Raw genomic sequence first — 25,430 nt, 5'->3', positions numbered from 1 at the left:
TTCAATTTCACCGACACACAAAGAAATAGTAATCGAAAACAATTACGAAGATTGTGTCTTCTTTATTATCAAAGGGTAGAGTCAGATAGCATTCGATAATCTGCTTTTATGCGGTGAAATACCAAACCTCTTACTATAAGCGTTCACCAAATGCGACACGCTTTTGAAGTCATACATCCTGGATATCTCGGTAATACTAATATCAGAGTTAAGTACCAGAGACTGTATCTCTTCCATTTTACGATCGAGCATCCACTGATAGGGCGTTTGTCCGAAGCATTTCTTGAAGTGGCGGGTAAATGTCCTTAGACAGTCATATTTGCATAGTTTTGCCAGTTCATTCATATTTCTTGCAGAAGAGTAATTACTCAACACACTATCCTCAAAGCGTTTTGATTTTGAAGTACGCGGGATCAGTTTCACAAGTACGATCTCATTATCGGGCGATGGAGTAACCTTGCTCTTCAACCCGTCCGAGAAAGTAAATGTGCATGATGCCACATCCGTCAGCAAATATTTGCGTACGTCTTCTTTGTTTATTTTAGCCTTAGCGTCCATAAGATTCTTTTTTAAATGTTCCTGTATATACTTCCGTACCGAGTGTAATACGTATGGTGTATTGTCCTGCACGGAGGCCGGAAAGATTCACTACATCAAAACCCATGTCATATACTTCAATATAACTTTGTTTTACTTCCCTCGGACCAATAATTTCAACCCATGCACCACCGCGATAGTTTTGCACCGATATGGAGATCACCTGTTCGGAATTATAAGCCTCTACAATCGGAGTTGCAGCCTGAACACCATACGACTGGTTCATCGCCGACGCCCCCCGGGTAGTTCCTCCTTCCCGGCTCAAATTAATCCTGTCCGCGAGTTGACTTTGCGCGGAGACCGAAAACAGAAATGCACTACACATTGTCATAAAGAAAAACACCCACATTGTCTTTTTCATATCCTAATTCTTTTAATAATTAATTATGATAATTTTTTTCTTGAATAATTATGAATTACAGACACAAAATAACAGAGTAATGACAGAAAAAACAATACCCTACCGGAAATTTAACGGCTCTAAAGCATATAAACAATTGATTATCAATAGATTTAACAGAAGCAGTTTAACGGTGCTTTCCGGTATTTTTACTCATTGAACAGGCTCGTATCCATATTTTTTTCCTGCATTTTTTTCTTGAGTTGCGATTTTCTCACCCGGACACTCTCCAAACTGGTATTCATAAAAGTGGCCAGTTGCCGGTTATCGGCATCACAGGCCAACAGCATCAGCAACATTTTTTCGGTAGCATTGAATATACCTTCTTCATCTCTGAGTCGGGTATAGGAGTAAAAGGTCTCGTCATCCATAGCAAGGGTTTTAGTAATATCTCGCAAATCGGTGTCCGTATTTTTCAAGATCGTCTCCATTTCCCTGTACACTTTCGGATGGGAAGAGATATAACGTTGGGTAAGCGTTTCAATCTCTCCCTGCAGGAAAGCAAGCCGGCCCGATATATGGCTGTAGAGTTGCAACAGCCATTTGCGTTTGCCTGCCTCCTCCCTTAATATCCTTGCCTGCAGTTCCTGCTGTTGCATCTTGTACTCGGCATTCAACAGTTTCAACTTGGCGGTTCTCCTTATTTTCCATGAATACATTAGAATAAAGATCAGGATAATGACCAGTATCAGGGCGCCGATGATAACGCGGAGGCTCTGCTGGCGAGCCCTGAGCGCCTCGTTCTCCGCCTCCGACAGGTCGTATTTCTTTTCCAGTTCCACGATCCGGGTATCCAACCGGTCGCTGATAGATTGGTTGTATAATTCAAAAGCGTCTCTCAGGTATTTGTTGGATAGGGCGAAATCGCCCTGCTTCTCGGCAATATTGGCTACATTATGGTAATAAAGATAATTCTGCATAAAAGACGGATCTTCAATGCAATCTATTGCCATCTGCGCATATAACATGGCGCTATCCAACTGTTCCAGCCCGACATATCTATAGGAAATATTGTAATAGACCCTTGAGAGTTCAATATTTTCCTCCTGATTTCTGAACAAAAGGAGCTTAGTCTTTTCCCGTTCCAATGCTCTTTCCGGTTCACCGTTTACATCATAATAAATGGATTGGGCATTTAAGATAAAATAGTCTTTCCCAGGCAATCGGTTGTAAAAACCGGAAAGGGTGTCCAGGTATAATTTGCCTCTGTCGAATTTTTCCTGCTCCATCTCGTTCCAGTAGAGCGCCAGATAGGTATCGAACAGGTGGATGGAGTCCCTCTCTTCACGGGCATACCTAAGGGTCTGACGAAAGTACTCGTCCGCCGACGTGTAATTCCGGTTGTTATAGTGAATATTGCCTAGGAAGTAATTGATCATGTATCCCAGCGAGGGGTCCGGATTAGCCATCGAGGCAAACAATTTACCGGCTTCCCTGAGCGGTTCATATACCGTACTGTCCCTCACTCCCATCCGAGTGCGGACAATCCCCTGATAGGACAGGGCGCGGATATAATTCCTGTTCTTAGGGTCGTGAAGGCGGTAGTGCTCGGTAACGGAGTTGATCAGGGAGTCGCTGGTGAAATTGACATAGGTCTTATCGTCCGATATCACCTTTAACAGGCCGTAATAAGCTCTGTTAGATCGGCCCAGATCTTCAGGATCAACTCTTTGAAGGCTATCCGACACAAGTTGCGGTACACTATCGACCATACTGTCCCAATAAGACAACCATTGATACATGCGTTCATCAGCCTTGTTCCTGCAAGAATTACAGATAACAAGGCAAACCAGGAACAGCGAAAAAATGAACACGCGCCGCATTTATTATAATCTCAAATGAAAAAGAATACAAATATAGTATTTTTTTTCCTGTGGTGTCCAAATTTCATAACTTCCGTGACATCATAATCCGGTATTGGTATATTTGTAAACATTTGTAAGGTATCATTCACAGAAAAAAAGACAACTGATGAAATATGGAATCATGGTGTAAAAAGATAAAAAATCTCAATTAACCGGTATTATTTCCCTAAATTCTGTCAATCCATAAACTGTTATTACTTTTGTGCCGTTATAGCACTATCGTTAACTATAATTGCGGTTTTTATAATCAAACAGGATGAATAATAATTGGAAGAGAGCCTTTGCGATCATCTGGAGTGGTCAGTTTTTCTCTATATTGACCAGTAGCCTTGTTAATTTCGCTATCATTATATGGATCAGCCTGGAAACCGGTTCAGCTGAAATGCTTGCATGGGTGGCTATTGCCGCCTTGTTACCCCAAACGGTCATTGGCCCTTTCACCGGAGCATTGATCGATCGCTGGAACCGTAAACGGATCATGATGCTTGCCGACTCCTTCATCGCGTTGTGTACACTGGTACTGGCAACCCTTTTCTGGCTTGATATAGCACAGATATGGCATATATTCGCTCTGCTGGGGCTGCGCTCAATAGGTTCGGCATTCCATATGCCGGCGATGCAGGCTTCAGTGCCTTTGCTTGCTCCCACGGACCAGTTGACCCGCATCGCGGGAGTAAACCAGATCATAGCCTCGGTCAGTCAGATTGCCGGTCCGGCTCTTGGCGCTATGCTGATAACTATATGGGATATAGAATATGTCCTTCTATTTGACGTAGCAGGCGCTTTGCTGGCGGTCACATCGCTTTTCTTTGTACATATCCCCAATCCGGAAAAAGAAGAAGGAAAAGAGAGGGATATTTTAAAGGAAATGAAAGAAGGGGCCATGATCATACTCAGGAACAGGGGATTAAGCCTTGTTTTCCTATATTCCGTACTGGTGGTATTCTTCCTGGTTCCTATTAGTGTACTGTTCCCCCTGATGACGCTGGAGTATTTCAAAGGGACAGAATTCCAGGCTGGTATTATAGAAGCGATATGGAGTGTGGGCGCATTGGCGGGGGGCGCTATCATGGGAGCGAAGGTCTACAAAGTCAATCGCGTTGCATTGGTAAACTGGATGTACCTTTTGTGTGGGCTTACCTTTTTGTTGTCGGGTCTCCTGTCACCCGACGGATTTGTCTGGTTTGCCGTGCTGACCGCTATCGGAGGTGTTTCTGGAGCGGTTTACAACTCGGCCTTCACAGGATTGATACAGACTAAGATAGATCCCACAGCACTGGGAAGGGTCTTCTCCATGTTTTTCACTTTCAGCCTTATACCGGCAATGTTAGGACTAGTCGGAATCGGATTCCTTGCCGACGGACTGGGGCTCACCACATCTTTTATCCTATCAGGGATCATAATCCTTTTAATAGGGGTTGCGGCTTTCCTCACCCCCTCCGCCATGCGGCTCGACCGGCAAGGGTAAGTAAGTTTTATCCCAATGTGCAATCGACCCGGTGATTTTCAGAAGAAATGGAAATAATTTATTATATTTGCCTAATAATTTAACGAGGTGCACCTAATAATTTATTTATCATGTTTGAAAGAGCTGTTTTAAAAGATATTACAAAAAGGATTTCTGAACCACGCAAGTTTATACAGGTAGTGGTTGGACCTCGTCAGGTAGGAAAAACCACATTAATCAAACAATTCTTGCAAAAAACAGATATGCCTCATTATTTTGTTACGGCTGATGATTTATATGCTGCGGACACCACATGGATCAGGCGGGAATGGGGAAATGCACGGCTCCAAATGCAACAAAACAACATAAAAGAGTTTTTACTTATTGTTGATGAAGTACAAAAGGCCCCGAATTGGAGTGAGGCGGTAAAAAAGGAATGGGATGAAGACACATTTTCCGATACCAACATCAAAGTCGTCCTGTTGGGTTCTTCACGTCTTCTTATTCAGAAGGGGCTTACCGAATCTCTTGCGGGCCGTTACGAATTAACCAACATCACGCATTGGTCTTTCGAAGAGATGCGCGAAGCTTTTGGCTGGAATATTGAACAGTACATTTATTTTGGGGGTTATCCGGGATCAGCATCATTAGTCTCTGACGAGGAGCGGTGGAAAGATTATGTACGTGATTCACTGGTGGAAAGCACTATTTCAAAAGATATACTGATGATGACCCGTGTGGATAAACCAATACTACTCAAACGTTTATTCGATATAGGTTGTAAATACTCTTCCCAGATATTGTCTTTGACGAAAGTACAGGGAGAATTACAGGAATCCGGGAATTTAACAACCTTATCGGGATATCTTAATCTGTTGAAGGAAGCCGGTTTACTTTCGGGATTAGAGAAATATGCTGCTGATGTAATACGAAAGCGCGCTTCTAAACCAAAATTTCAGGTACATAACAATGCTTTGCTCACCGCGGGGCAAAATTTGTCATTCGGTATTTTGCGTAACGAAGCCAAAGAGTGGGGCCGTTTTGTTGAGTCTGCTGTCGGTGCACATTTGATTAACAGTGGATTGAAATACAGATTTAACGTATACTACTGGAACCGGGGAAGTTATGAAGTAGACTTCGTGATTGAAAAAGGAAGTAAAATCGTTGCGTTAGAGGTAAAAAGCGGGAAAGAAAGTGTCAGCAAGGGGTTAACATTATTTGACGAAGAATTTCATCCATACGGAATTTTTACTATTGGTACGAACGGTATCCCTTTTGAGCAATTTTTGAGCATGAATCCAACTGATTTATTCGAATTGTAATAGAAATTTACACTCACAAGAAATATCACGCCTTCAAACTATCTCCATCCATCAAGAACTCATAGATATTCGTAAAGACAACACCATCGACATCTTTTTTATCAATGTAAGGATGATTGAATTTCCTCTTGTAATCAGTAACTTTTTATGCATTCGTCTACCTATTTTATCGCTCCGGGTATTTCGTTTAATAATATATACATGGGGTTTTCGTTATCGTATCGTGTAATTCAATTCTGGAAATGACTTCGTCCGATACGAATGACAGGTTGACGTTATTACGTTTCAACCCCTGAAATATTTCTTACAATTTTGGAATTGAATTCCAAAATTGTAAACTTCAACTTCTGTGCTATGGCTCTAAAATATCCTGTATAGCCAAGGCATACAAGGGGATGTTAATTAACCTATCCTGTTCCCGGTAGTCGGACATGGAAATCCTTAGAGCAACATCCGGATTGTATTTTTGACAATAGGATTGTAAGCTTTTTGCTTTGAGGTTTTCTTCGGCTTTTACTTCAATTGGAATTACTTTTCCGGAATATTGTATGACAAAGTCCACTTCTGCCGTTGCTTTTTCAGCAGACCAATAAAAAATCGGCATATCCGGATTGACAATAAGTTGCTGGAGCACATATTGTTCGGTCAACGCTCCTTTAAATTCTTCAAAGATAGCATTACCTTCCAATAGTGTTTTTACGTCTATATCCCCCATAGCGGCCAACAAACCGACATCTGACATATATATTTTAAATGCGGAATTGTCGGCATACCCTTTCAGCGGAATATCCGGTTTGGAAATCCGTTTGATCTGGTATATGAGACCACAGTCGATAAGCCACATCAAGGCCATCTCATATTCCCTTGCACGGGCTCCTTTTTTTATCAACCCGAAAATAAACTTCCTGTTTTCTTTTGATAATTGACTGGGGATAGAATTCCATAGCTGCCGCAAACGCGGAACAACATCAGGAGGTACATGTTTAGAAAAATCCTGATCATAGGCAGTCAGAATTTCTTTTTGAATACTTCTCACCTCATCATAATCATTATTATGAATAAACGAAGAAACAACTTCCGGCATCCCCCCGATATAATAATAGTGGCGCAAAAAATAGCTGTATTTTTCTTTAAACGTTCTCACGAGTCCCCAGTCTCTGCTTTGTAAAAGGTCTAACAGAGGTTTCTGATGAAGGGCCGACAAAAACTCAGCGAAATTCAACGGATAAAGCTCCATGAATTCGACTTTCCCGACGGGGAAGGACTTTGTACTATGTAATGAAATGCCCAATAAAGAACCGGCCGCGATTATATGATATTCGGGCGCATTTTCACAGAAGTACTTTAACGAGGTAAGCCCTCCCTCAGCTTCCTGTATCTCATCAAAAACAATTAACGTGCTCTCCGCATGCACCTGTATCCCTGTCTCAATCTGTATGGCATTGATAATCCTTGGAATATCAAAATCAGAGGAGAATAAACCTTGCATGATTCTTGACTCCTCAAAATTGATATATGCCATTTGTGCATACTCTTCTCTACCGAATTTTTTTATCAGCCACGTTTTTCCTACCTGACGTGCTCCGCGCACAATAAGCGGTTTTCTTTTCGCCTTATGCTTCCACGTTTTTAGATGATTCATTGCTATTCTTTCCATATCAATATTGTGCTTTTAAAGAAATTACCCGAGGAAACCATGCGCAAAGATACATTTTTCCAAAGGATAATATGTTATAAAATACATTTTTCCAAAGGATATTTTGAAAACTTATCACCCCGAGTCCTAAAAGCAAACAATTATTCACTTTTTCATTAAATAGTATGACTTTACCCTGACTTCGGATTAGGAACTAAATGGGATCCATGTTCGAGATTGTGAATGAAGGGTCATTTACAAAGAAACGAGGAATGTAGCAAATCTATATCCTTGAAACAATATCTAAATCAAATAATAATGGCAACAACTGGAAAAAACAAGGTAATGGTAGAGTTGTACGACCTTCCGATCACCAAGCGCAAAGACGACCGTTTCGGCCGTGTGGTAACCAGTAAATCGCTCACTGAGGACGACCTGATAAGAACGGCGGTAGCCCGCCGGACCGACCTGAATGCCACTACCCTGAAAGCATCTTTCGACATCCTCAAACAAGTAGCCGTGGAGGAACTCTGTAACGGGGCATCCGTCTCTTTCGGCCTTGGCTTTTTCATGCTAAAGGTAAACGGCCTGTTCATAGGGGACAATGCCCAGTGGGACAGTAGCAGGCATAGCCTGTCGATACGCATGGCTCCAAGTCCGGACGTGCGAAAGGCCCTGGAATCGACTACCGTCAACGTCAGGGGACTGGCTGTTTCCGATACCGTCATTAACTCCGTAATGGATACCACTTCCGGCAAAGAGAACAGCCAACTCACGCCCGGGGGCGGGGTCAATGTAAAGGGCACCCGCATACGTATCAAAGGGGATGCCCCGAAAACACTACTGAAAGAACCCCGTTCATACACATTCGAGTATCCGCTCACCGTATAAGGGCATTCGACACGAGGCTGTCGGACTATTCTACTCGGGGCTGTCGGTTTATTCGATACGAGGCTATCGAACCGGTCGACATTAGGCTATCAAACTATTCGTTATTAGAATACCGCATCGTTCGATATTAGGCTACAAGCTCCTTTTCTAATTTCCTCCGTTCTCTTGATACGTAGAATATCCGCTTGCTGGAAGAACCGGGGAAACAGTTTCATGAATTATCACGCATTTCGCCTTCTTATAGCCAAGGTAATACAATAAGGAGCCACCTTCCTTTTTCCTTTACCCTGACCGCTGATCAGGGATTAAATGGGTTCCACATCCGGGTAGCGAATGCGGGGTTGTTTACAAAGAAACACGAAATGCAGCTAATTTTTGAGACAGATCGGAAAACGCTTTGTTGAGCGTATCTATTTCTTCGGGCGTAAATTGAGCCTGTCTGCCGTTCACATCGTGCCCATTTATACGCTGGCTAAGCCAGCTTTTTGTTTTGTTGAAATAATTCTTCGCGATATACGACATGGATACGAATTGTGTAATCTCTCTCATTTGCTCTTTTATTCTCAAACGCTTGGCGTCTACAAGCGTTTGCTTTGCACTTGCTATAAAAGCGGCTTCAAAACCTTCCGGATCGTTATTTGCAAGCTGTTCTAATTCTTTATCAATAACCATCCGCTCCCGATCAGATTTGGCAGCTATGTCTTTCTTTTTCATCTCTTCAAATTTTTCGCCTGTTGTCATATTTTTTTCGTTTTTGTGTCTTACCCCTTATCAGGTAAGACCTTCTGTTAAACATCACTTTTCAACTCCTCTACGATTTGCGATATAATCCAACCCAGATCATTTTTATGTGTAAACCGGGATTGAAGAACCGGTATTTACGAAGATAAAATAGGTGTTCCTTTTCCAGTTTCCTCCGTTCTTTTGACACGTACTGTTTCATGGCGCTCCTTTGTTAATTATCCTTCTTCGACTCGACAAAGGTAATAAACTTTTGTTTATTATGCAGACGATATCCTAAATCTCATTCTATATTGCCTACGTTTTCGGCGGGTTTTCTTCCTGAAAGTTGCGGTCATCTCCTATATAGTCACCTGACGGATATCTTTCGCCTTTTAAATGTATCACTTACTACCTTGACTTTTGGACAAAGCAGCATACACCGGCTTACACCTCTTCCTGTAAAGCGATTGCGGGAGGCCAAACTCCCATCTATATTGCAGTTACGAACGAGAGAATTATCTCCCGTTTTCACGGCACACTGCACAGCATATCACCAAAAAAGCTGCCTCGTCTTGAGACAGCTTTTCCTCTTAGCTTAATCACAGAATCTAAACTATGGTTATTTGTATAATTTCAACTTTTTAGCGATTGGGCAAGTTATCACTCCAACCTTCGTTTTGGATCACACCAAATCCAGCATTGATCTCTTCAGAAGGAATAGGATATACAAAGTTGGCAGCTACAAACTGATCATCACCTGCAATGGTAGCGACTGCTCCGGTTCTTCTCAGATCATAGAAACGATGTCCTTCTGTGAAGAACTCACGAATTCTTTCGTCCGCTATAAATTCCAATAAACCGGCCTGGGTAGCAGGTAGATCTGCGACTGTGGTTATATCGGTATTTCTTTTTGCAGTATAAAGCAGAGCAGTCTGGGCAGCACTGATATTATTCAATTGTGCTTGAGACTCAGCAACGATCAAATACATTTCAGATAGCCTGAAAACAGGAACGTTACTAACTGCAGCAGCAGAAGGTATTCCATCATATTTTCCGGGATGATTCGTAGCAGAAATTAAACCTCCACGGATATCATTAGCTGCAAATTTTTCTTTTGTAAATTGAGATACCTGTCCTCCATATGATCCGTACAACGTGTTCAATGCATTAGCGGACAAGTTATCATCATTTGATTTTACCAAAGTGAATATATCCTCACCACTTATAGCCGTACTTCTCCACATTGACAAATAGGTCGCATTATCGACTCCATTAGAGTTGCGGAGCTCAATGGCTTTATTGGCTGCTGTGATTGCAGCTTCATACCTATGCATATAGAGATTTACACGTGCTTCCAACGCATAGATGGCCGCTTCATTGAAATAATATTGATTGATCCCTCCTGTTACATACTGCTTGGCACTGTTGATATCTTTCAATACATGTGCATAGGTCTCTTCTACTGTCGATCTTGAAACTTGTTGAAAATCTTCAATAGGCTCCTGATCTACAATAACTATACCCAACTGAGAGTTATTTCCACCTGCCTTATAAGGAAGACCAAAAAGATTTACTAAGTCAAAATGTGCTAATGCTCTCAATGCATAGAATTGAGAGAGAGCTGATTCCAACCTGGCATCATCACCCTCAGGCAGATTTCCGCCATTAAGCAATTCCAGGGAACCGTTGATCCCTCTTGTGGACTGGTCTATTACTTTATAAGCATATGTCCAGGCATCCAATAATTCACCACTGGTATCGGTAAATGTCCACATATTGATTGCGACGAAGTGACCTGTACTAGCATCCGCTTCAGCTACATCTGAAGCCATATCGCCTATAGCAATCACCCTGTTTCCCCTGTAGTAATAACTTCCCACATTTCTATATGCTCCATTCAATGCATTTTCTATATCCTGTGCCGATCCGAAAGCATTATCCATGTCAATGGCTGTGTAGATATCCGTTTCGAAATCGCAAGACCAGAATGTCGATAATCCGACAACCAGACTAAATATATATATAAGTATTCTTTTCATAATCTATCAATTTTAAAATCCTAAAGTTAAACCAAACACAAATGAACGTGGAGTAGGATAATTCCACCATTGAACACCATTAGCATCAACGCTTCCGGGATCAAAACCCCTATAATCTGCATCGGCAATCGTGAATAGATTTTCAGCATTGAAAAACAGACGGGTCTTACTCAATCCGATATTCGATACAATGCGATTAGGCAAGGTATAACCTAAAGACAAAGATCTGAATTTCACATAAGAGCCATCCATCAGGAAACGGGATGAATGCGAATTTTCGGTTACACCGGTGGTAAACATTAACATCGGCACCTTTGCAATATCCCCAGGTTTCTGCCATCTGTTTTCAGCCACATATTTTGTAAATGGAGATCCGAACGAATTACCAATTTGTTCATCATAACGCAGATGGTTTCCATATATTTTACCGCCTACCGAGAAATTAATTTGGAAACTCATATCAAACCCTTTCCATTGGAGATTATTGGTAAGTCCACCTTGAAAATCAGGAGTCGCTTTACCCACATACCGTTTTTTAGCAGCATTATAATTGGTGGTTGTTTCATCTCCTTCTTCGTTCAGGTACCACATACCAACTCCGGTTTCCGGGTCAACCCCAGCCCACTCTTTCATAAAGAAAGTATAGTAATCTTTTCCCGGTTCTATAATTTGATAAGTATATTCAATTGGATTATCAGTGCTTAACTTGATAATCTCATTTTTATTGTGTGAACCGTTTAGAGTCACGTTCCAGGAGAAATCATTCCGACTGAAGAGACGTGCCATTATGGAGAATTCCACACCTTGGTTTTCCAATTCTCCCACATTGAGGTAAGAAGAACTCATACCTGTAGTGCGTGAAAGCGGTACACCAAATACCATATCCTTTGTTCTGTGTTTATAATAATCGGCAGACACAGTCAGGAAATTAAATAACATAACATCCAATCCCACATTAAATTTGGCAGTTCTTTCCCATTTCAACGAACTATTTCCAATCTGCAAACGGTTTGAACCCGGTTGTCCATTGTAGTTATAACCAAAATCATAGAGATTGCGCGAAGCATACCAACCCTGCATTATATCAAGATTTCCTACTGTTTGATTACCTGATGTACCGTAGCTGGCACGAACGGTCAAATCATCCAACCAGTCAATTCCTTGCATAAAGTTTTCACTTGATATACGATACTTAGCACCGGCTGACCAGAAAGGAGCCCATCGGTTTTCCTTTGAGAATCTGGAAGAACCATCCATACGAAAACTTCCGGACAGATAATATTTTTCATTATAGTTATATTCAGCTCTTGAAAAATATGAATTTAAAACCAACTCCCTCCTGGTTGTAGAAGCACTACCCGGAGTAGCTGCCAGTTCAACATCTTCCAAATAGTCAACGGGATAATTTGATCCGGCCAGATAAGTACCTTTATAGTTGGTTTTTTGTCCTTCCTGCCCTAACAATACATCCAGATTATGTCCGTCAAAATTTTTGCCATAATTGAGTGTGTTCGTAATGGTTGTAACAAAATTAGCCCTGTAACCATTTTCACCCAAGCCTCTCATATCCTTACCTTGTGGTTGCAGGAATGACCAGGTTCCAAACTCATCAATCAGGTACCCATCCACACCTAATCGTGATGTAAAACTTAATTCATCAATAAATTTATAAGTTACATAGGGAGAAAAAATAAAACGATACTGTTTTGCTTCACTTTTATCTCCTAACTCACTTCTTTGGGCAACCGGGTTATAACCATTAATGGTATTAAAATTCCATGTGCCGTCTTCATTATAGACAGGAGAAAGCGGACTTTGCATAATAGCCTGCGTGATGGGATCGGAGAAATATCCTCCTCCGGCTCCCATATTGGTAATGGTATGTGCCACATTGGAATTGAATCCATAAGCTACTTTCTCAGTAGGTGCCTGATCAAAATTAAAACGGAAAGAATACCTCTTCATGTCTTTTCCTCTCACGATAGCCTTCGTATCGAAATAATCCACAGAAGTATAATAACGTGCCGCTGTAGCAGTTTCACCGCCTCCATTGAGTGTCAGGGTATAATTTTGAATCAATCCCGTACGTGTAACCTCTTTTAACCAGTCAGTATTATAAGGAGAGTCGTAATCAATTTCGGTATACCAACTGAAAAAATCTTCTGCTCCCGATTCATTATAAGGAAGTCCTAAGCTATAAGCGTCATTATATAGTTGAAAGTAACTTGATCTTCCTACTGTCGAAGCATAATTATAACCATTCAACAATGCTTCCTTTGAAAGTTGTCTATAGGTATCGGCATCCACAAGTTTATAGTTATCTGTATAACTCGGCATACTCTCGGTACCCACTCTTGCCGTAAAATCAATATTCAATCCTCTCTTACCTTTTTTCGTGGTAATCACAATTACACCATTGGCAGCCCTTGCTCCATAAATAGAAGTAGCACTTGCATCCTTCAGTACCGTAACACTTTCAATATCCTGCGCACTAATGGTGGCCAGAGGGCTCATCTGTTGCCCTTCACTCTGACGCATTCCCTGTATACCCGTCTCGAAGGGTACTCCATCAATTACATATAAAGGTTGCGTACCGGAGTTTACGGAGTTTCGACCTCTAATAAAGATATTGGCCGGAGCACCCGGTTGTCCGGAACCTACATTCATCTGCAAGCCGGGAACAGTTCCGGCAAGTGCCTTAACAGGATTAATATCAATCTTGTTTTCAATTAAATCATTGGAAACAGAGGAAGCGGCACCGGTAAAAGCTCTCCGGGTTGTTGTTCCATACCCAACCACAACCACCTCATCCAATAATTCTGTGTCAGTAGTTAATTGCACCTGCACATTTGCACTCACGGGCACTTCCTGTGTTTGATATCCTACATAGGAAATCACGAGCGTACCACCGGCAGGGGCAGACAGGTTGAAATTACCGTCAATATCGGAAACGGTTCCCTGCGATGTTCCTTTAATCTGGATGGTAGCCCCGATCACCGGTTCGCCCGCTTCATCAACCACGGTACCGCGTACCTGGGTCTGAGCCACAGCAAGCCCTATCCCAATAAAGAACAGGGCTAAAAACATAGTTAGCTTTCTTTTCATAAACTCTACTTTTAAATTAAACACTATTATAATATCATCTTTTATCCTATCAATTCAATAGGCTGGAAGGGCTTTAACTAATAATACAAGATTAATTATCAAAATAATTAACATACAAACACCTTTCCTATCATAGAGACTCTATAACTCTACTATCTTACAACACCACTCTACATAATTTTAACATTTTTGTGGTTATATATACGTTGCGCAAATATAAATCATTTATTTTAATTACGTGGTTTTTTGCACTTTTTTTTTAAAAAAAACGTCAGACTGAAATTTTCATCCCTGTTTTTGATATATTTCATTAAAAATTCCACCGAAACATAATAGCAAAAACGGTCATGGGATTTTAACAAATTCAAATACTACAACCTTACAATCTATAATAGTGCAAATATACACCCTCAAAAAACATTATGCAAGTAAAAATTGAAAATTTCTTTATTTTTTATTGAATATTGAAGAAATCAATATAAAAAAGATAAAACCAATCGATTATTCAAAAAACAATAAAACAAAAAAAGAGTGACCTTTTGGCCACCCTTTCTTACTCCTATTCCGAGAATTGCTTATTCTTCTATTCCCAATAATTCTACATCGAAAATAAGATTGGAAAATGGTTTGATGGTTCCACGATCCTGTGCTCCGTATGCCAGATCATAGGGAACATATAATCTCCATTTCGATCCTACGGGCATCAGCTTCAACGCTTCAGTCCAACCGGCGATCACCTGGTTCACACCAAATGTGGCGGGTTCTCCCCTGTTTACAGTACTGTCAAACACAGTACCATTGATCAACGTACCGTGGTAATGTACTTTCACACGATCGGTATCAGTGGGAATCGGCCCGTTACCTTCACGAAGGACCTCATATTGCAATCCGCTGGGGAGCGTAACCACTCCTTCTCTTTTAGCATTCTCGGCAAGATACGCATCACCGGCGGCAATACTATCGGCATACTGTACCTTAAGTTCTTCTTCCTGACGAGCTTGGCTGGCAGCCTGGGCCTCCTCCATCTTTTTCTGCACTAACGCGTTGGCATCCATCGTACTGATAGCCAACTGTTGATTTTTCAATACAGAGATCAATCCGGCCATAATCTGGTCGTTATCCACTTTTTGTGTGGAGTCGGATCCGAAAAGCATCGAGTTGAATTGAGGAAGCATCATCTGGGAAAACTGTACTCCAATACTTAACCCCTGGGCATAAGGAGACTTCTCCTCAAGATTCATTGCTGCTTTTAACCCTTTAATAAATTCATTAAGACGGGGAGCATTGATCTTGTTCACTGAGTCGATCTTTGCGGCCATCTCTTTTTGTAATGCTGCCTTTTGGGTAGAATCGGCAGCAGCAATCCTCATCTGATAATCGTATTCGATGTTGGATGCACTTTGCAATACTCCTTGCTGTTCGAGGTATTGCACTAATCCCTGCTCTGCCATACTTACACCATAGGCATAAGAGACACTGTCCACAGAATTTTTCAGGGAGGTCTTCGGCGTGGAGGCTCCTCCGCAGGACACCATCAACACTGCCAGCACAGTCATGGCACAAAATGCGCCTAAAATTGTTTTCTTCATTTTCTTCTATATATTAATAATGTATTATGTTGATTTTGTAAGGGAAAATAAGAAAGTAATATAAGTATTATTAATTACTCTATTCCCAATAACTCTACATCGAAAATAAGAGCGGAATTAGGTTCAATGGAGTTTCCTGCCCCCTGTGTTCCGTAAGCAAGATCGGAAGGAATATACAATCTCCACTTCGACCCTACAGACATTAGTTGAAGCGCTTCTACCCATCCTTTGATCACCTGATTTACACCAAAAACAGCAGGTTGGCCTCTCTGTACGGAACTGTCAAAGACTTGACCATTCAATAATGTGCCGTGATAGTGGCATTTCACTTTGTCGGTAGCTTTCGGTTTAGCTCCGTCTCCTTCCTTCAGCACTTCATACTGTAATCCGCTGGAAAGCGTAACTACACCCTCTTTTTTACTGTTCTCTTCAAGAAATGCTTCTCCCTCTTTCAGATTATTCTCCAACATCTCATCCTGTATCTTGCTAAAATAGCTTTGAATAACCTGATTTGCCTCCTGAGGGCTCATGGAGGGGGTGGTATTATTCATAATCTCCGTAAAGGCTTTCACAAATGATTCCACATCGATCAGCTTCAATCCTGAATTCATCAAATTTGAAGCCATACTCATCCCTAACGCGTAACTTAGTTTGTCCATCTAACTCTTTCTTTTTGATTTTAACTCACAAAAGTAAGATTTTAATATGAATTATCTTCATTTTCCGGCAATAAAAAACTATATTTGCCTCTGGCTGACATAACAAAGAAGAATATGCAAAAGAAACTGGTTGTACTTACAGGAGCCGGGATGAGCGCAGAGAGCGGGATTGCTACTTTCCGGGATTCCGGAGGGTTGTGGGAACAATATCCGGTGGAACAAGTAGCTACTCCCGAAGGGTTTGAAGTGAATCCCGAATTAGTCCTGAATTTCTACAATATACGCCGTCGTGAACTGATGAAAGCCATACCCAATGAAGGGCATTATGAACTGGCAGAGATGGAAAAAGAGTTCGATATCCACATTATCACTCAAAATATCGATAACCTGCATGAGCAGGCCGGAAGCACAAAGGTACTGCATCTACATGGGGAACTGATGAAAGCACGTTCTACCGGAGATGATTCGCTTGTTTACGATATCGACCCGGAGCATATCGATATGCATTTGGGTGACACCTGTGAAAAAGGGTTCCAGCTACGCCCCCATATCGTCTGGTTCGGCGAGGCGGTTCCTATGATCCACGAAGCGGAAAAAATTTGCCGGCAGGCCGATATCTTCGTTATCATCGGTACTTCCATGAATGTATATCCGGCCGCCGGATTGCTCAATGACATAAGAAAGAATGCACCGGTATATTTAATTGATCCAAAAGATGTGCATACAAACCGTTACGATATCCATCATATTCAAAAAGGGGCTTCGGAAGGGATTAAAGAACTAAGACGACTGCTACAGTAATTCTTAAAGCGTTTGTTCATTAATGATCTGATCTCGTATGATATAGACATCAATAATTTCACGGAATAAATACACTGATTGTATCCCATAAAGCAGGTTTTATCATTATCGAGAAAATTACAAATCGATTTTAATTTTTCGATAGTCATGCTTTTTTTGTAATTTCGCTTCTTGGATTCACAATTTCAAATTCAAGATTCAAGATTCAAGATTTGGTAATTAGTAATTGCTAATTGGTAATTGTAAATAAAGATTTGTGGGAAAAAAGATAGCAGAAACACCGATGATGAAGCAGTACGTTGAGATAAAAACACAACATCCCGACGCTATATTGCTGTTTCGTGTAGGTGATTTTTATGAGACATTTTCGGATGATGCCGTCGTGGCTTCAGAAATACTGGGTATTACACTTACACGAAGGGCAAACGGTACGGCGCAGTTTGTGGAACTGGCAGGTTTTCCTCATCATGCTCTGGATACCTACCTGCCGAAACTAGTGCGTGCAGGCAAACGGGTGGCTATCTGCGACCAATTGGAAGATCCAAAGATGACCAAGAAACTGGTGAAGCGGGGAATTACGGAATTAGTCACTCCTGGGGTCTCTATCAACGATAACATATTGAATCACAAAGAAAATAATTTTCTCTGTGCAATGCATATGGAAAAAGGGAATCGGTTCGGGACTGCTTTTCTCGATATTTCTACCGGTGAATTCCTCACTGCTGAAGGTACAGTGGATGATATTGATAAGCTTCTTTCCAACTTTGCTCCGAAAGAGATACTCATTGAACGAGGCAATAAAAAGAAGTTTGAAGAAGCCTTCGGTTCTCAATGGTTCCTTTTTGAACTGGACGACTGGATTTTTACTGAAAGCAGTGCCCGCGACAGATTACTTTCCCATTTTCAGACAAAAAATCTGAAAGGCTTCGGGATCGAGCAGCTTACACAAGGAATTATCGCTTCAGGTGCCATACTCCATTACCTGGATATCACGCAACATAAACATATTGGACATATAACTTCCTTGTTACGTATTGAAGAAGAGCGTTTCGTAAGACTCGACAGATTCACCATACGCAACCTGGAATTGATCAATCCTCTCAACGAAGGAGGAAAAAGCCTTCTCAATGTGCTTGACAAAACCATTTCCCCAATGGGTTCACGACTGCTGCGCAGATGGACGGTGTTTCCCTTGAAGGAAGCTAAACCTATCGAGTCACGCCTGGACGTAGTAGAACATTTTTTCCGGAATCCGGAACTGAAAATGTTGCTTGAACAACAACTCCCACTCATAGGCGATTTAGAGCGGATCATCTCTAAAGCCGCCACGGGGAGGATCAATCCGAGGGAAGTAGCGCAATTGAGAGTAGCGCTCACTGCCATTGAGCCAATCAGGGAAGCTTTCCTCTCATCCGATAACCAAAGTATTGTAGAGATGGGAGAGAAACTCGACCCCTGCCTCGCGATCCGGGATCGTATCGAAAAAGAGATTGTCCCTGACCCACCGACCTTGCTACACAAGGGTGGATATATCAGGAAGGGTGTGGACAAAGAGTTGGACGAACTGCGCCAGATCGCCTATTCAGGTAAAGATTACCTGATGCAAATCCAGCAACGAGAGAGTGAAAGGACCGGTATACCATCGCTAAAAGTAGCTTTTAACAATGTCTTCGGCTATTATATCGAAGTACGCAACACCCATAAAGACAAAGCCCCGGCAGACTGGATACGCAAACAGACATTAGTAAACGCCGAACGATATATCACGGCAGAACTGAAAGAATATGAAGAGAAGATCCTGGGAGCCGAAGAGAAAATTATCTCGCTTGAGAACCGTATTTACTCCTCATTGGTAGAAAGCCTGCTGGGATATATTCCTGCTATACAGACCAACGCTAACATAATTGCCCGGGCCGATTGTCTTCTCGCTTTCGCCAACGTAGCACAAGAAAACAAGTATATCCGGCCGGAGATCAACGACTCCGAAATCATCGACATACAAAGCGGCCGCCATCCGGTAATCGAGAAACAACTCCCTGCCGGAGAACCGTTTATTGCAAACGACCTTTATTTGGATAGCGAAAACCAACAGATCATCATCATTACGGGACCCAATATGGCGGGAAAATCGGCACTCCTCCGCCAGATTGCACTTATCACGCTGATGGCACAGATCGGATGTTTTGTACCGGCCGATTCCGCGAAGATCGGACTGGTAGATAAGATATTTACCAGAGTAGGTGCATCGGACAACATCTCTCTTGGTGAATCCACTTTTATGGTAGAGATGAACGAAGCGGCCAATATCCTCAATAACCTGTCAGATCGCAGTTTGGTCCTTTTTGATGAACTGGGACGTGGGACAAGCACCTACGACGGTATCTCCATCGCCTGGGCGATAGTGGAATATATACACGAAAATCCGAAAGCGCGAGCCAAGACACTCTTCGCTACGCATTATCACGAACTGAATGAGATGGAGAAATCGTTCAAACGTATTAAGAACTACAATGTGGCGGTAAAGGAGATCGACAATAAAGTGATCTTCCTGCGTAAATTAGTGCCGGGCGGAAGCGAGCACAGCTTCGGTATCCATGTGGCAAAAATGGCCGGTGTTCCACAAAGTATTACCAACCGGGCAGATGCGATCCTTGCCCAGATGGAATCCTCTAACCGGAAAGAGATGATCAAAAAACCTATTCAGGATTTTGTAGAAAAACGGGAAGGCTATCAGTTGAGTTTCTTCCAATTGGATGATCCGATCCTCAGTCAGGTGCGAGACGAGATCATCAACCTCGATGTAAACAACCTAACCCCCATCGAGGCACTCAACAAACTAAACGAAATCAAGAAAATTGTCAAAGGAAAATAATTCCCCTTATATTGCCGTACCTGGTAAACCGTCAGAAAACATATCAGGAAAGAAACATCCGAACAGAAGATGTATAACGAAAACAAACTAAACGAAACAGCACGCACCGGACGCATCGAAGTTATTTGCGGATCAATGTTCTCCGGCAAAACCGAAGAATTACTGCGCAGATTACGCCGTGCCCAGTTTGCACGTCAAACGGTAGAAATCTTTAAGCCCGCCATCGATACCCGCTATTCCGAAGAGGAGGTAGTATCGCACGATAAAAACGCCATTCTTTCCACCCCTGTGGAACACTCCAGTAATATCTTACTTCTCTCCTCGGGAGCGGAAGTGATAGGGATCGATGAGGCACAGTTCTTCGACATGGGATTAGTGGATGTGTGCCAGAATCTGGCCGACCAGGGGATCAGGGTGATCATTGCCGGGCTCGACATGGATTTCAAACGCATTCCCTTCGGCCCGATGCCGGCATTGTGTGCCATTGCCGATGATGTAATAAAAGTACATGCCATCTGCGTACGTTGCGGTAACCTGGCAAACTACTCGCACCGGTTGGTAAAAAACGATAAACAGGTGATGTTAGGCGAGACCGACGAATACCAGCCTCTCTGCAGAAAATGCTATTTAGAAGTGAAAAGTGAAAAGTGAAAAACTAATAGTGAAACCGGGAAGAGGTTGGGATGATAATTCGATAATGTTTTTAAATGACAGCAAACAATATGCACGGTTATTTGTTATCTTCCTATATAAACCAATCGTATGAAACTAAAAAAACTACTTTTCGCAGCTCTTCTAATGACAGCTTTTGCAACTACACTCAACGCACAACAGTACAATACCGCCCTCGGTGTGAGATTGGGCTATGACAGCGGTGTAACGCTGAAACATTTCTTTGCACCCGCATCGGCAGGCGAGTTTATCCTTGCAGCATCACCCAATTACTTCTTGCTTACCGGGTTGTACGAATATCAACAACCTATCCCCGGTGCACCCGGCTTAGATTGGTATGTGGGACTTGGCGCCCATCTCGGGGGAATACGCAAAGATAAAAACCGTTACGACAACGCTTTTCTGCTTGGAGCTGATCTGATTGGAGGTATCGAGTATGTCTTCCCCACGGCTCCGTTTAATGTCTCTTTAGACTGGAAGCCCTCGTTTAATTTCACCAACAGCTACAACGACTATTGGTTTAGCGGATTTGCACTCAGTTTGCGCTACACGTTCAGATAAAAATTAAGAAACTGTTTTGAATTTTACGAGTAATTCTTTTCTAGAGAGGGAGTTGTCTCTAACAAGGCAACTCCTTTTTTTTTGACCAAATGGATGGTAAAATTATATGACCTCAATTACGGCCCGACGACAGCAGAAGATTTATAAGACAGGCTTTTTTTTCCTATTTCATTGGCTAAACGTTCATTTTCCATTTTTAGTCTCTCATTCTTGGCTGATAATTCTTTGATCTCATTGAGAAGTTTATCTAAAACCGGTTCCGGAATATTATTATCTCCCGGATCATTGAACATTTCACCTCTGCCTAAAATCAACCACATCGGGTTCAAATCCGGACAATTTTCTATTATCTGTAAAAGAATACCCTCCCCTACATCCGAAAGCCTTGCATACATTTTACTTATATAACCATTGGAAACGCCAATCATCCTCTCAAACTCAGCCGGCCTTACCCCCTTCTCATTTATATATTGATATAACCTTTGTATTATTTTCATGAAAAAATAGAAAATTGTCCGGGAAAATTTGATTAATTAGAAAATTGTCTATAACTTTGCGTAAAGTTTCAATTTGAAAACCGCTATAAAGGTATAGAAAAATTTTCACATATAACAAAAATGGAAAATACTATCATAAAAGTTGACTATTCGGTACGAAAAGAGATTATGAAACTGCTCAATGTAACGTACCCTACGATCCGGAAGGCGTTAAATGGTAAAACAAATACGGAATTATCAAAAAGAATCAGACAAACAGCGATTGCAAAAGGGGGTGTCGAATTAAAAATTATCGACAAATAAAAGTCAAAAACACCCTACCCAACTATATATCAATAATTTATACACTTATCTGCAAAACCCTGTAAAAGTAGCATATTCGCTGTCTTGACTGCGGTCATTAAAAATATTCATCTAAGTAGTGGAAGATTGTATGGACGGCATTAAATTAAAAAATAACAGAAGGAATGACGTACGCAAATATTTGCTGACGGATGTAGTATCATGCACGTTTACTTTCTCGGACGGACTAAAAAGCAGAGTTACCTCGTCGCCCGATAATGAGATCGTACTTGTAAAACTGATCCCGCGTTCTTCAAAATCAAAACGCTTTGAGGATAGTGTGTTAAGTAATTACTCTTCTGCAAAAAATATGTATGAACTGGCGGGACTTTGTGGTTATGATTGCATAAAAACTTTCACACGTCATTTTAAGAAGTGTTTCGGACAAACGCCTTATCAATGGATGTTAGACAGGAAAATGGAAGAAATCAACTCATTAGTGGTCAATTCGGATATGAGCATTACAGATATAGCCGCCATGTACAACTTCAAGAATATATCGCATTTGATAAGCCTATATACCAAACGTTACGGTATTCCACCCCGTAAAAGCAGATTACAGGATATTCCCTGATCCCTGTTCTTACAGAAAAAACAGTATCTTGCATATATTTGTTTACCCGGGCACCCGACGACCGCCTTCAAGGCGGATGTCTATTTTACCCTCATATTCCTAAAGTACAAGCGGTACAACACTGATAAACATCGGCACGGATATGCCCCATACCCGTGCCGACAATAATATTGATGATGAGCATCAGTGGCTTTCACCCGAAGGGATTGCCAGGCTCTCTCCCCATCCCGCAGGAGTTCCGAAAGACGGTGTTCCATCGGGCTTCCACGTAAATTTCTGAATGAATGTCGACCTGCCTGATGACCAACCGCTGTCGTTACGGTTTTTGACATGGTAGACGATCCAGTCTTCCGCATCGTCAGGCGATTTTGTGAAGCTACAGTGCCCCACTCCGTTCACTCCATCAGCACCGGCCGAATCATCGTTGCGGTAAAAGACGTCCGTTACGGACTTAGTCCAGTTAGCAGGATGGGTGGGATCAGCCAACGTATCATTGAGCATAATATAACCCAGACGATAGTGCTTTGTCCATGAACCGTTGCAGGAGTAGACCACAAAAAATTTACCCTGCTCCCTGTTTTTCAGGAATGCCGGTCCTTCATTTATTTTCGTCGCAGAAGAGATGAGTTCCCAATACTTATCGGCACCCGATATCGCGGATCTTGACGAGGATATGGTGCAGGGATCAGACATGGCGGCAATGTAGAGCTTTTGCTCGGAACTGCCAGCCGGATTCCCCGACCACACAGCGTATAATTTTCCGTTCAACATGAATACACCCAGATCAATCGCGTAATGGGTGTTGGAAGCATCGGGCACGACGCCCGGCTGGTAGTTATCGCCCGTATAGAGCATGCCCATATCTTCCCACTCCCCCATCGGATCGTCGGTCTTCGCCCGTAATACCCCGCTACGCTGATAGCCGTAGGAATTTGTCTCTGAGTGGGGACGTCCGGCAGCGTAATAGATGTACCACCTGCCGTCGACGCGATGTAATTCGGGCGCCCAGACATGTGTCACGTTCCACGGTTTACTGTTCCCCACGTCAATAGGACAATTCCATACCCTGCGGGTATGGGGGAATTCGGACAGCTTGTCGGACCGGGCTATATTTATTCCATTTCCGTCCGCTTTACACAGGTAATAAGATCCTTCATGCTTTATGATCCACGGATCCGGTATTCCCGCTATGGGATTGGTGAACGTAAGCCTGGTCTGGGTTACGGTCAGTTCAACAGGGGATACCCCTTCACAGGTAAACACAATGATACCGGTACGTTTATCCGCAGTACTCTCATCATACTGAATTCTTACCGATATATCCCCTTTTCCTTCCTTTCTTTCCGGTCTCAGCCATGAATTTTTGGATTCAATGGTCCATGAACTATTGGAAGTCACATAGATGTCGAATGATCCGGCAGCATTCGCAACCAGTTTTTCCTGTGTATTTATTTTCAGAGCAGGCTTTTCGCTATTGCCCGGATCATCCGGACCATCTTCACAACCAAAGCAAAGAAGGGAAAAGATACATAAACAAGCATACAGATGTCTCATAATTGAAGTTGTTTTATTGAAGTATTCTAAATCGCTGACACATTAACCTTTCAATTTCATTAGGCGTTTTTTCGCTATGGCATAGTATAAGCAAGCTTATCCTCTGCTCATTTAGCTTAACGAAAACGTTCAATTTCATTAGACTATTTATCGAGTAAGGCATAAGCACACCATAATACAGGCGCTTGTCCATGAAAATCGCCTGCTATACGAGGGCGATCAAGGTAATATTGCTTACTGTTCTTTTTACCAGTGCCGATACATACTTCGGTAAGATCATTGTCATCGTTTATATAATTGCACAATGAGAGCCAGGCCCTGCGGGCGACAGGTGCAAATTCCCCCTCATCCAGCCAGCCGTTCTTCACACCGGCAATCATGGCATAAGTGAACATGGCCGATCCGGATGTTTCCGTCCAGGATTCGGGATCATCGATCAGTTGATTCCAAAGTCCGTCTCTGTTGATATATTTTTTCAGATTGTTCATCATCAGGAGATACCCTTTAAGGATGCGTTCCCTGTTGGGATCGCTTTCCGGTAAATTGAACAGAAGTTCGGTCATTCCTACCGCCATCCAGCCGTCGCCCCGTCCCCAATAAAAAGGCACGTCCGGTGCATGGTAGAAAAGGCCATTGGCATGTTGCAACTCATCCAGATACAATACCATCTCTTTGGCGGCCCTGTTCATGTATTCGGCATTCCCGGTAATAGTATAGGCTTCGGATTGTACGATCGTAATCATATACATATCATCTATCCAGAGGCGGGTTTGCCAGGAATATCCTTTCTCATGCCATTTACGCTCTTCCTCTCTGGCATTGGCCGGCAGTATCCATTGGGTGTCGGCATAGGGCAGCCCGAGATCCAGATAGCGCTTATCCCCGGTTATACCGTACAATCTGAGAGGCAGGCATCCGAACATATTCTGGTCTACATGGATGGGCGGGGGAAGAAGATCCTTTTCTATGTGGAACAGTAATTCGAAGCGGTTTCTCAGTTGTTTTATCAATGCCTGATCATCGGTCAGCTCTGCGAACCGGAGTGCTCCATACCAGGTGCATACTTCAGCATAATGTATTCCTTTATCGAAATACAACTGATGTTTACTCTCCAAAAAGCGTTTACTCAGTTTATCACCAACACTTTTGGGATCTGCATTTACAGGGAAATTATCAAAATAATCCTGAGACGCAACAGAGTTTGTTGCCAAGAAAACAGTTACAAATAATACACAAATAAAGCGGTAATTCTTTTTCATACGATAAATGTTGGAGCCAGGAATC

At 42.2% G+C, this 25,430-nt stretch carries 21 protein-coding genes; 9 read left to right on the top strand and 12 right to left on the bottom strand.

Annotation, left to right across the window (positions count from 1 at the left end; translation table 11 throughout):
* Window positions 1-81: 81 nt before the first annotated feature.
* From F597_RS21135 to F597_RS0117325, 3 genes are all read right to left on the bottom strand, one after another.
* The gene (locus tag F597_RS21135) at window positions 82-558 is read right to left on the bottom strand and encodes an AraC family transcriptional regulator (protein ID WP_019541022.1); all 477 of its coding nucleotides are present in this window, start codon (window positions 556-558) and stop codon (window positions 82-84) included.
* Entirely contained in the window at window positions 548-958 is a 411-nt protein-coding gene (locus F597_RS0117335) for a DUF3244 domain-containing protein (RefSeq protein ID WP_026327597.1), read from the bottom strand. Before F597_RS0117335 ends, F597_RS21135 begins: the two co-directional genes overlap by 11 nt.
* A gap of 188 nt (window positions 959-1,146) precedes the next feature.
* Window positions 1,147-2,811 carry a tetratricopeptide repeat protein gene (locus F597_RS0117325; RefSeq protein WP_157279221.1) on the bottom strand — a complete coding sequence of 555 codons (1,665 nt, stop codon included), beginning with the start codon at window positions 2,809-2,811 and terminating at the stop codon, window positions 1,147-1,149.
* Window positions 2,812-3,118: 307 nt separating this feature from the next.
* Here F597_RS0117325 and F597_RS0117315 point away from each other — a divergent pair, with 307 nt between their 5' ends.
* Together F597_RS0117315 and F597_RS0117310 are read left to right on the top strand one after the other, a co-directional pair.
* Window positions 3,119-4,330 carry an MFS transporter gene (locus F597_RS0117315; protein WP_019541017.1) on the top strand — a complete coding sequence of 404 codons (1,212 nt, stop codon included), beginning with the start codon at window positions 3,119-3,121 and terminating at the stop codon, window positions 4,328-4,330.
* A 110-nt stretch (window positions 4,331-4,440) separates the two neighbouring features.
* Window positions 4,441-5,631: an ATP-binding protein gene (locus F597_RS0117310; protein WP_019541016.1), complete on the top strand. Its 1,191-nt coding sequence runs from the start codon at window positions 4,441-4,443 to the stop codon at window positions 5,629-5,631.
* 352 nt (window positions 5,632-5,983) lie between these two features.
* Here F597_RS0117310 and F597_RS0117305 read toward each other — a convergent pair whose 3' ends face one another.
* Entirely contained in the window at window positions 5,984-7,288 is a 1,305-nt protein-coding gene (locus F597_RS0117305; protein ID WP_026327596.1) for an ATP-binding protein, read from the bottom strand.
* 297 nt (window positions 7,289-7,585) lie between these two features.
* Here F597_RS0117305 and F597_RS0117300 point away from each other — a divergent pair, with 297 nt between their 5' ends.
* Window positions 7,586-8,158 (top strand): DNA-binding domain-containing protein, encoded by a 573-nt coding sequence (locus F597_RS0117300; RefSeq protein ID WP_019541014.1) that lies wholly within the window; start codon window positions 7,586-7,588, stop codon window positions 8,156-8,158.
* Between the two features lie 345 nt (window positions 8,159-8,503).
* Here F597_RS0117300 and F597_RS0117295 read toward each other — a convergent pair whose 3' ends face one another.
* The 5 genes from F597_RS0117295 to bamJ (F597_RS0117275) all read right to left on the bottom strand — a co-directional run bounded on the left by F597_RS0117295 (window position 8,504) and on the right by bamJ (F597_RS0117275) (window position 16,273).
* Entirely contained in the window at window positions 8,504-8,899 is a 396-nt protein-coding gene (locus tag F597_RS0117295; RefSeq protein WP_019541013.1) for a DUF5053 domain-containing protein, read from the bottom strand.
* Between the two features lie 623 nt (window positions 8,900-9,522).
* On the bottom strand, window positions 9,523-10,920 hold the full coding sequence (locus F597_RS0117290; protein WP_019541012.1) for a RagB/SusD family nutrient uptake outer membrane protein: 1,398 nt from the start codon (window positions 10,918-10,920) through the stop codon (window positions 9,523-9,525).
* A 12-nt stretch (window positions 10,921-10,932) separates the two neighbouring features.
* Complete coding sequence (locus F597_RS0117285) at window positions 10,933-14,025, bottom strand: SusC/RagA family TonB-linked outer membrane protein (protein ID WP_026327594.1); 3,093 nt, start codon at window positions 14,023-14,025, stop codon at window positions 10,933-10,935.
* A 575-nt stretch (window positions 14,026-14,600) separates the two neighbouring features.
* A complete protein-coding gene (bamJ, locus tag F597_RS23010; protein WP_026327593.1) occupies window positions 14,601-15,614 on the bottom strand; it encodes a BamJ family beta-barrel-assembly machinery protein in 1,014 nt (337 codons plus the stop codon).
* 74 nt (window positions 15,615-15,688) lie between these two features.
* Entirely contained in the window at window positions 15,689-16,273 is a 585-nt protein-coding gene (gene bamJ / locus F597_RS0117275; protein ID WP_019541009.1) for a BamJ family beta-barrel-assembly machinery protein, read from the bottom strand.
* A gap of 114 nt (window positions 16,274-16,387) precedes the next feature.
* Here bamJ (F597_RS0117275) and F597_RS0117270 point away from each other — a divergent pair, with 114 nt between their 5' ends.
* The 4 genes from F597_RS0117270 (at window position 16,388) to F597_RS0117255 (ending at window position 21,179) form a co-directional block, all read left to right on the top strand.
* Entirely contained in the window at window positions 16,388-17,074 is a 687-nt protein-coding gene (locus F597_RS0117270; RefSeq protein WP_026327592.1) for an SIR2 family NAD-dependent protein deacylase, read from the top strand.
* 283 nt (window positions 17,075-17,357) lie between these two features.
* Window positions 17,358-19,946: a DNA mismatch repair protein MutS gene (mutS, locus tag F597_RS0117265; protein WP_019541007.1), complete on the top strand. Its 2,589-nt coding sequence runs from the start codon at window positions 17,358-17,360 to the stop codon at window positions 19,944-19,946.
* Window positions 19,947-20,015: 69 nt separating this feature from the next.
* Window positions 20,016-20,597: a thymidine kinase gene (locus tag F597_RS0117260; RefSeq protein WP_019541006.1), complete on the top strand. Its 582-nt coding sequence runs from the start codon at window positions 20,016-20,018 to the stop codon at window positions 20,595-20,597.
* Window positions 20,598-20,708: 111 nt separating this feature from the next.
* Window positions 20,709-21,179: a hypothetical protein gene (locus F597_RS0117255; RefSeq protein WP_026327591.1), complete on the top strand. Its 471-nt coding sequence runs from the start codon at window positions 20,709-20,711 to the stop codon at window positions 21,177-21,179.
* A gap of 116 nt (window positions 21,180-21,295) precedes the next feature.
* Here the strand turns inward: F597_RS0117255 and F597_RS21805 are convergent, their stop codons facing one another.
* Entirely contained in the window at window positions 21,296-21,676 is a 381-nt protein-coding gene (locus F597_RS21805) for a hypothetical protein (RefSeq protein WP_019541004.1), read from the bottom strand.
* A 120-nt stretch (window positions 21,677-21,796) separates the two neighbouring features.
* On the opposite strand from F597_RS21805, the gene F597_RS0117245 reads away from it, so the two are divergent.
* Together F597_RS0117245 and F597_RS0117240 are read left to right on the top strand one after the other, a co-directional pair.
* Window positions 21,797-21,979 carry a hypothetical protein gene (locus F597_RS0117245; protein ID WP_019541003.1) on the top strand — a complete coding sequence of 61 codons (183 nt, stop codon included), beginning with the start codon at window positions 21,797-21,799 and terminating at the stop codon, window positions 21,977-21,979.
* A 130-nt stretch (window positions 21,980-22,109) separates the two neighbouring features.
* Entirely contained in the window at window positions 22,110-22,592 is a 483-nt protein-coding gene (locus F597_RS0117240; RefSeq protein ID WP_019541002.1) for a helix-turn-helix domain-containing protein, read from the top strand.
* Between the two features lie 183 nt (window positions 22,593-22,775).
* On the opposite strand, the gene F597_RS0117235 is transcribed toward F597_RS0117240, so the two are convergent.
* Both F597_RS0117235 and F597_RS0117230 read right to left on the bottom strand, forming a co-directional pair.
* Entirely contained in the window at window positions 22,776-24,146 is a 1,371-nt protein-coding gene (locus tag F597_RS0117235; protein ID WP_019541001.1) for a family 43 glycosylhydrolase, read from the bottom strand.
* Window positions 24,147-24,289: 143 nt separating this feature from the next.
* Entirely contained in the window at window positions 24,290-25,405 is a 1,116-nt protein-coding gene (locus F597_RS0117230) for a glycoside hydrolase family 88/105 protein (protein ID WP_019541000.1), read from the bottom strand.
* Window positions 25,406-25,430: the final 25 nt, after the last annotated feature.

The sequence above is a fragment of the Proteiniphilum acetatigenes DSM 18083 genome (assembly GCF_000380985.1).
Lineage (GTDB): Bacteria > Bacteroidota > Bacteroidia > Bacteroidales > Dysgonomonadaceae > Proteiniphilum > Proteiniphilum acetatigenes.
Note: the sequence above shows the minus strand (reverse complement) of the source record. Positions and strands in the feature narration are given on the sequence as shown.

Bases quoted from the DNA above. Each gene is read 5' to 3' on its own strand.
- F597_RS0117260 (WP_019541006.1), top strand. From the start codon at position 20,016: ATGTATAACGAAAACAAACTAAACGAAACAGCACGCACCGGACGCATC.
- F597_RS0117255 (WP_026327591.1), top strand. From the start codon at position 20,709: ATGAAACTAAAAAAACTACTTTTCGCAGCTCTTCTAATGACAGCTTTT.
- F597_RS0117305 (WP_026327596.1), bottom strand. From the start codon at position 7,288: ATGGAAAGAATAGCAATGAATCATCTAAAAACGTGGAAGCATAAGGCG.
- F597_RS0117335 (WP_026327597.1), bottom strand. From the start codon at position 958: ATGAAAAAGACAATGTGGGTGTTTTTCTTTATGACAATGTGTAGTGCA.
- mutS (WP_019541007.1), top strand. From the start codon at position 17,358: ATGATGAAGCAGTACGTTGAGATAAAAACACAACATCCCGACGCTATA.
- F597_RS0117245 (WP_019541003.1), top strand. From the start codon at position 21,797: ATGGAAAATACTATCATAAAAGTTGACTATTCGGTACGAAAAGAGATT.
- bamJ (WP_019541009.1), bottom strand. From the start codon at position 16,273: ATGGACAAACTAAGTTACGCGTTAGGGATGAGTATGGCTTCAAATTTG.
- F597_RS0117315 (WP_019541017.1), top strand. From the start codon at position 3,119: ATGAATAATAATTGGAAGAGAGCCTTTGCGATCATCTGGAGTGGTCAG.
- F597_RS0117240 (WP_019541002.1), top strand. From the start codon at position 22,110: ATGGACGGCATTAAATTAAAAAATAACAGAAGGAATGACGTACGCAAA.
- F597_RS0117310 (WP_019541016.1), top strand. From the start codon at position 4,441: ATGTTTGAAAGAGCTGTTTTAAAAGATATTACAAAAAGGATTTCTGAA.
- bamJ (WP_026327593.1), bottom strand. From the start codon at position 15,614: ATGAAGAAAACAATTTTAGGCGCATTTTGTGCCATGACTGTGCTGGCA.
- F597_RS0117270 (WP_026327592.1), top strand. From the start codon at position 16,388: ATGCAAAAGAAACTGGTTGTACTTACAGGAGCCGGGATGAGCGCAGAG.
- F597_RS0117285 (WP_026327594.1), bottom strand. From the start codon at position 14,025: ATGAAAAGAAAGCTAACTATGTTTTTAGCCCTGTTCTTTATTGGGATA.
- F597_RS0117230 (WP_019541000.1), bottom strand. From the start codon at position 25,405: ATGAAAAAGAATTACCGCTTTATTTGTGTATTATTTGTAACTGTTTTC.
- F597_RS21135 (WP_019541022.1), bottom strand. From the start codon at position 558: ATGGACGCTAAGGCTAAAATAAACAAAGAAGACGTACGCAAATATTTG.
- F597_RS0117290 (WP_019541012.1), bottom strand. From the start codon at position 10,920: ATGAAAAGAATACTTATATATATATTTAGTCTGGTTGTCGGATTATCG.
- F597_RS0117295 (WP_019541013.1), bottom strand. From the start codon at position 8,899: ATGACAACAGGCGAAAAATTTGAAGAGATGAAAAAGAAAGACATAGCT.
- F597_RS21805 (WP_019541004.1), bottom strand. From the start codon at position 21,676: ATGAAAATAATACAAAGGTTATATCAATATATAAATGAGAAGGGGGTA.
- F597_RS0117235 (WP_019541001.1), bottom strand. From the start codon at position 24,146: ATGAGACATCTGTATGCTTGTTTATGTATCTTTTCCCTTCTTTGCTTT.
- F597_RS0117300 (WP_019541014.1), top strand. From the start codon at position 7,586: ATGGCAACAACTGGAAAAAACAAGGTAATGGTAGAGTTGTACGACCTT.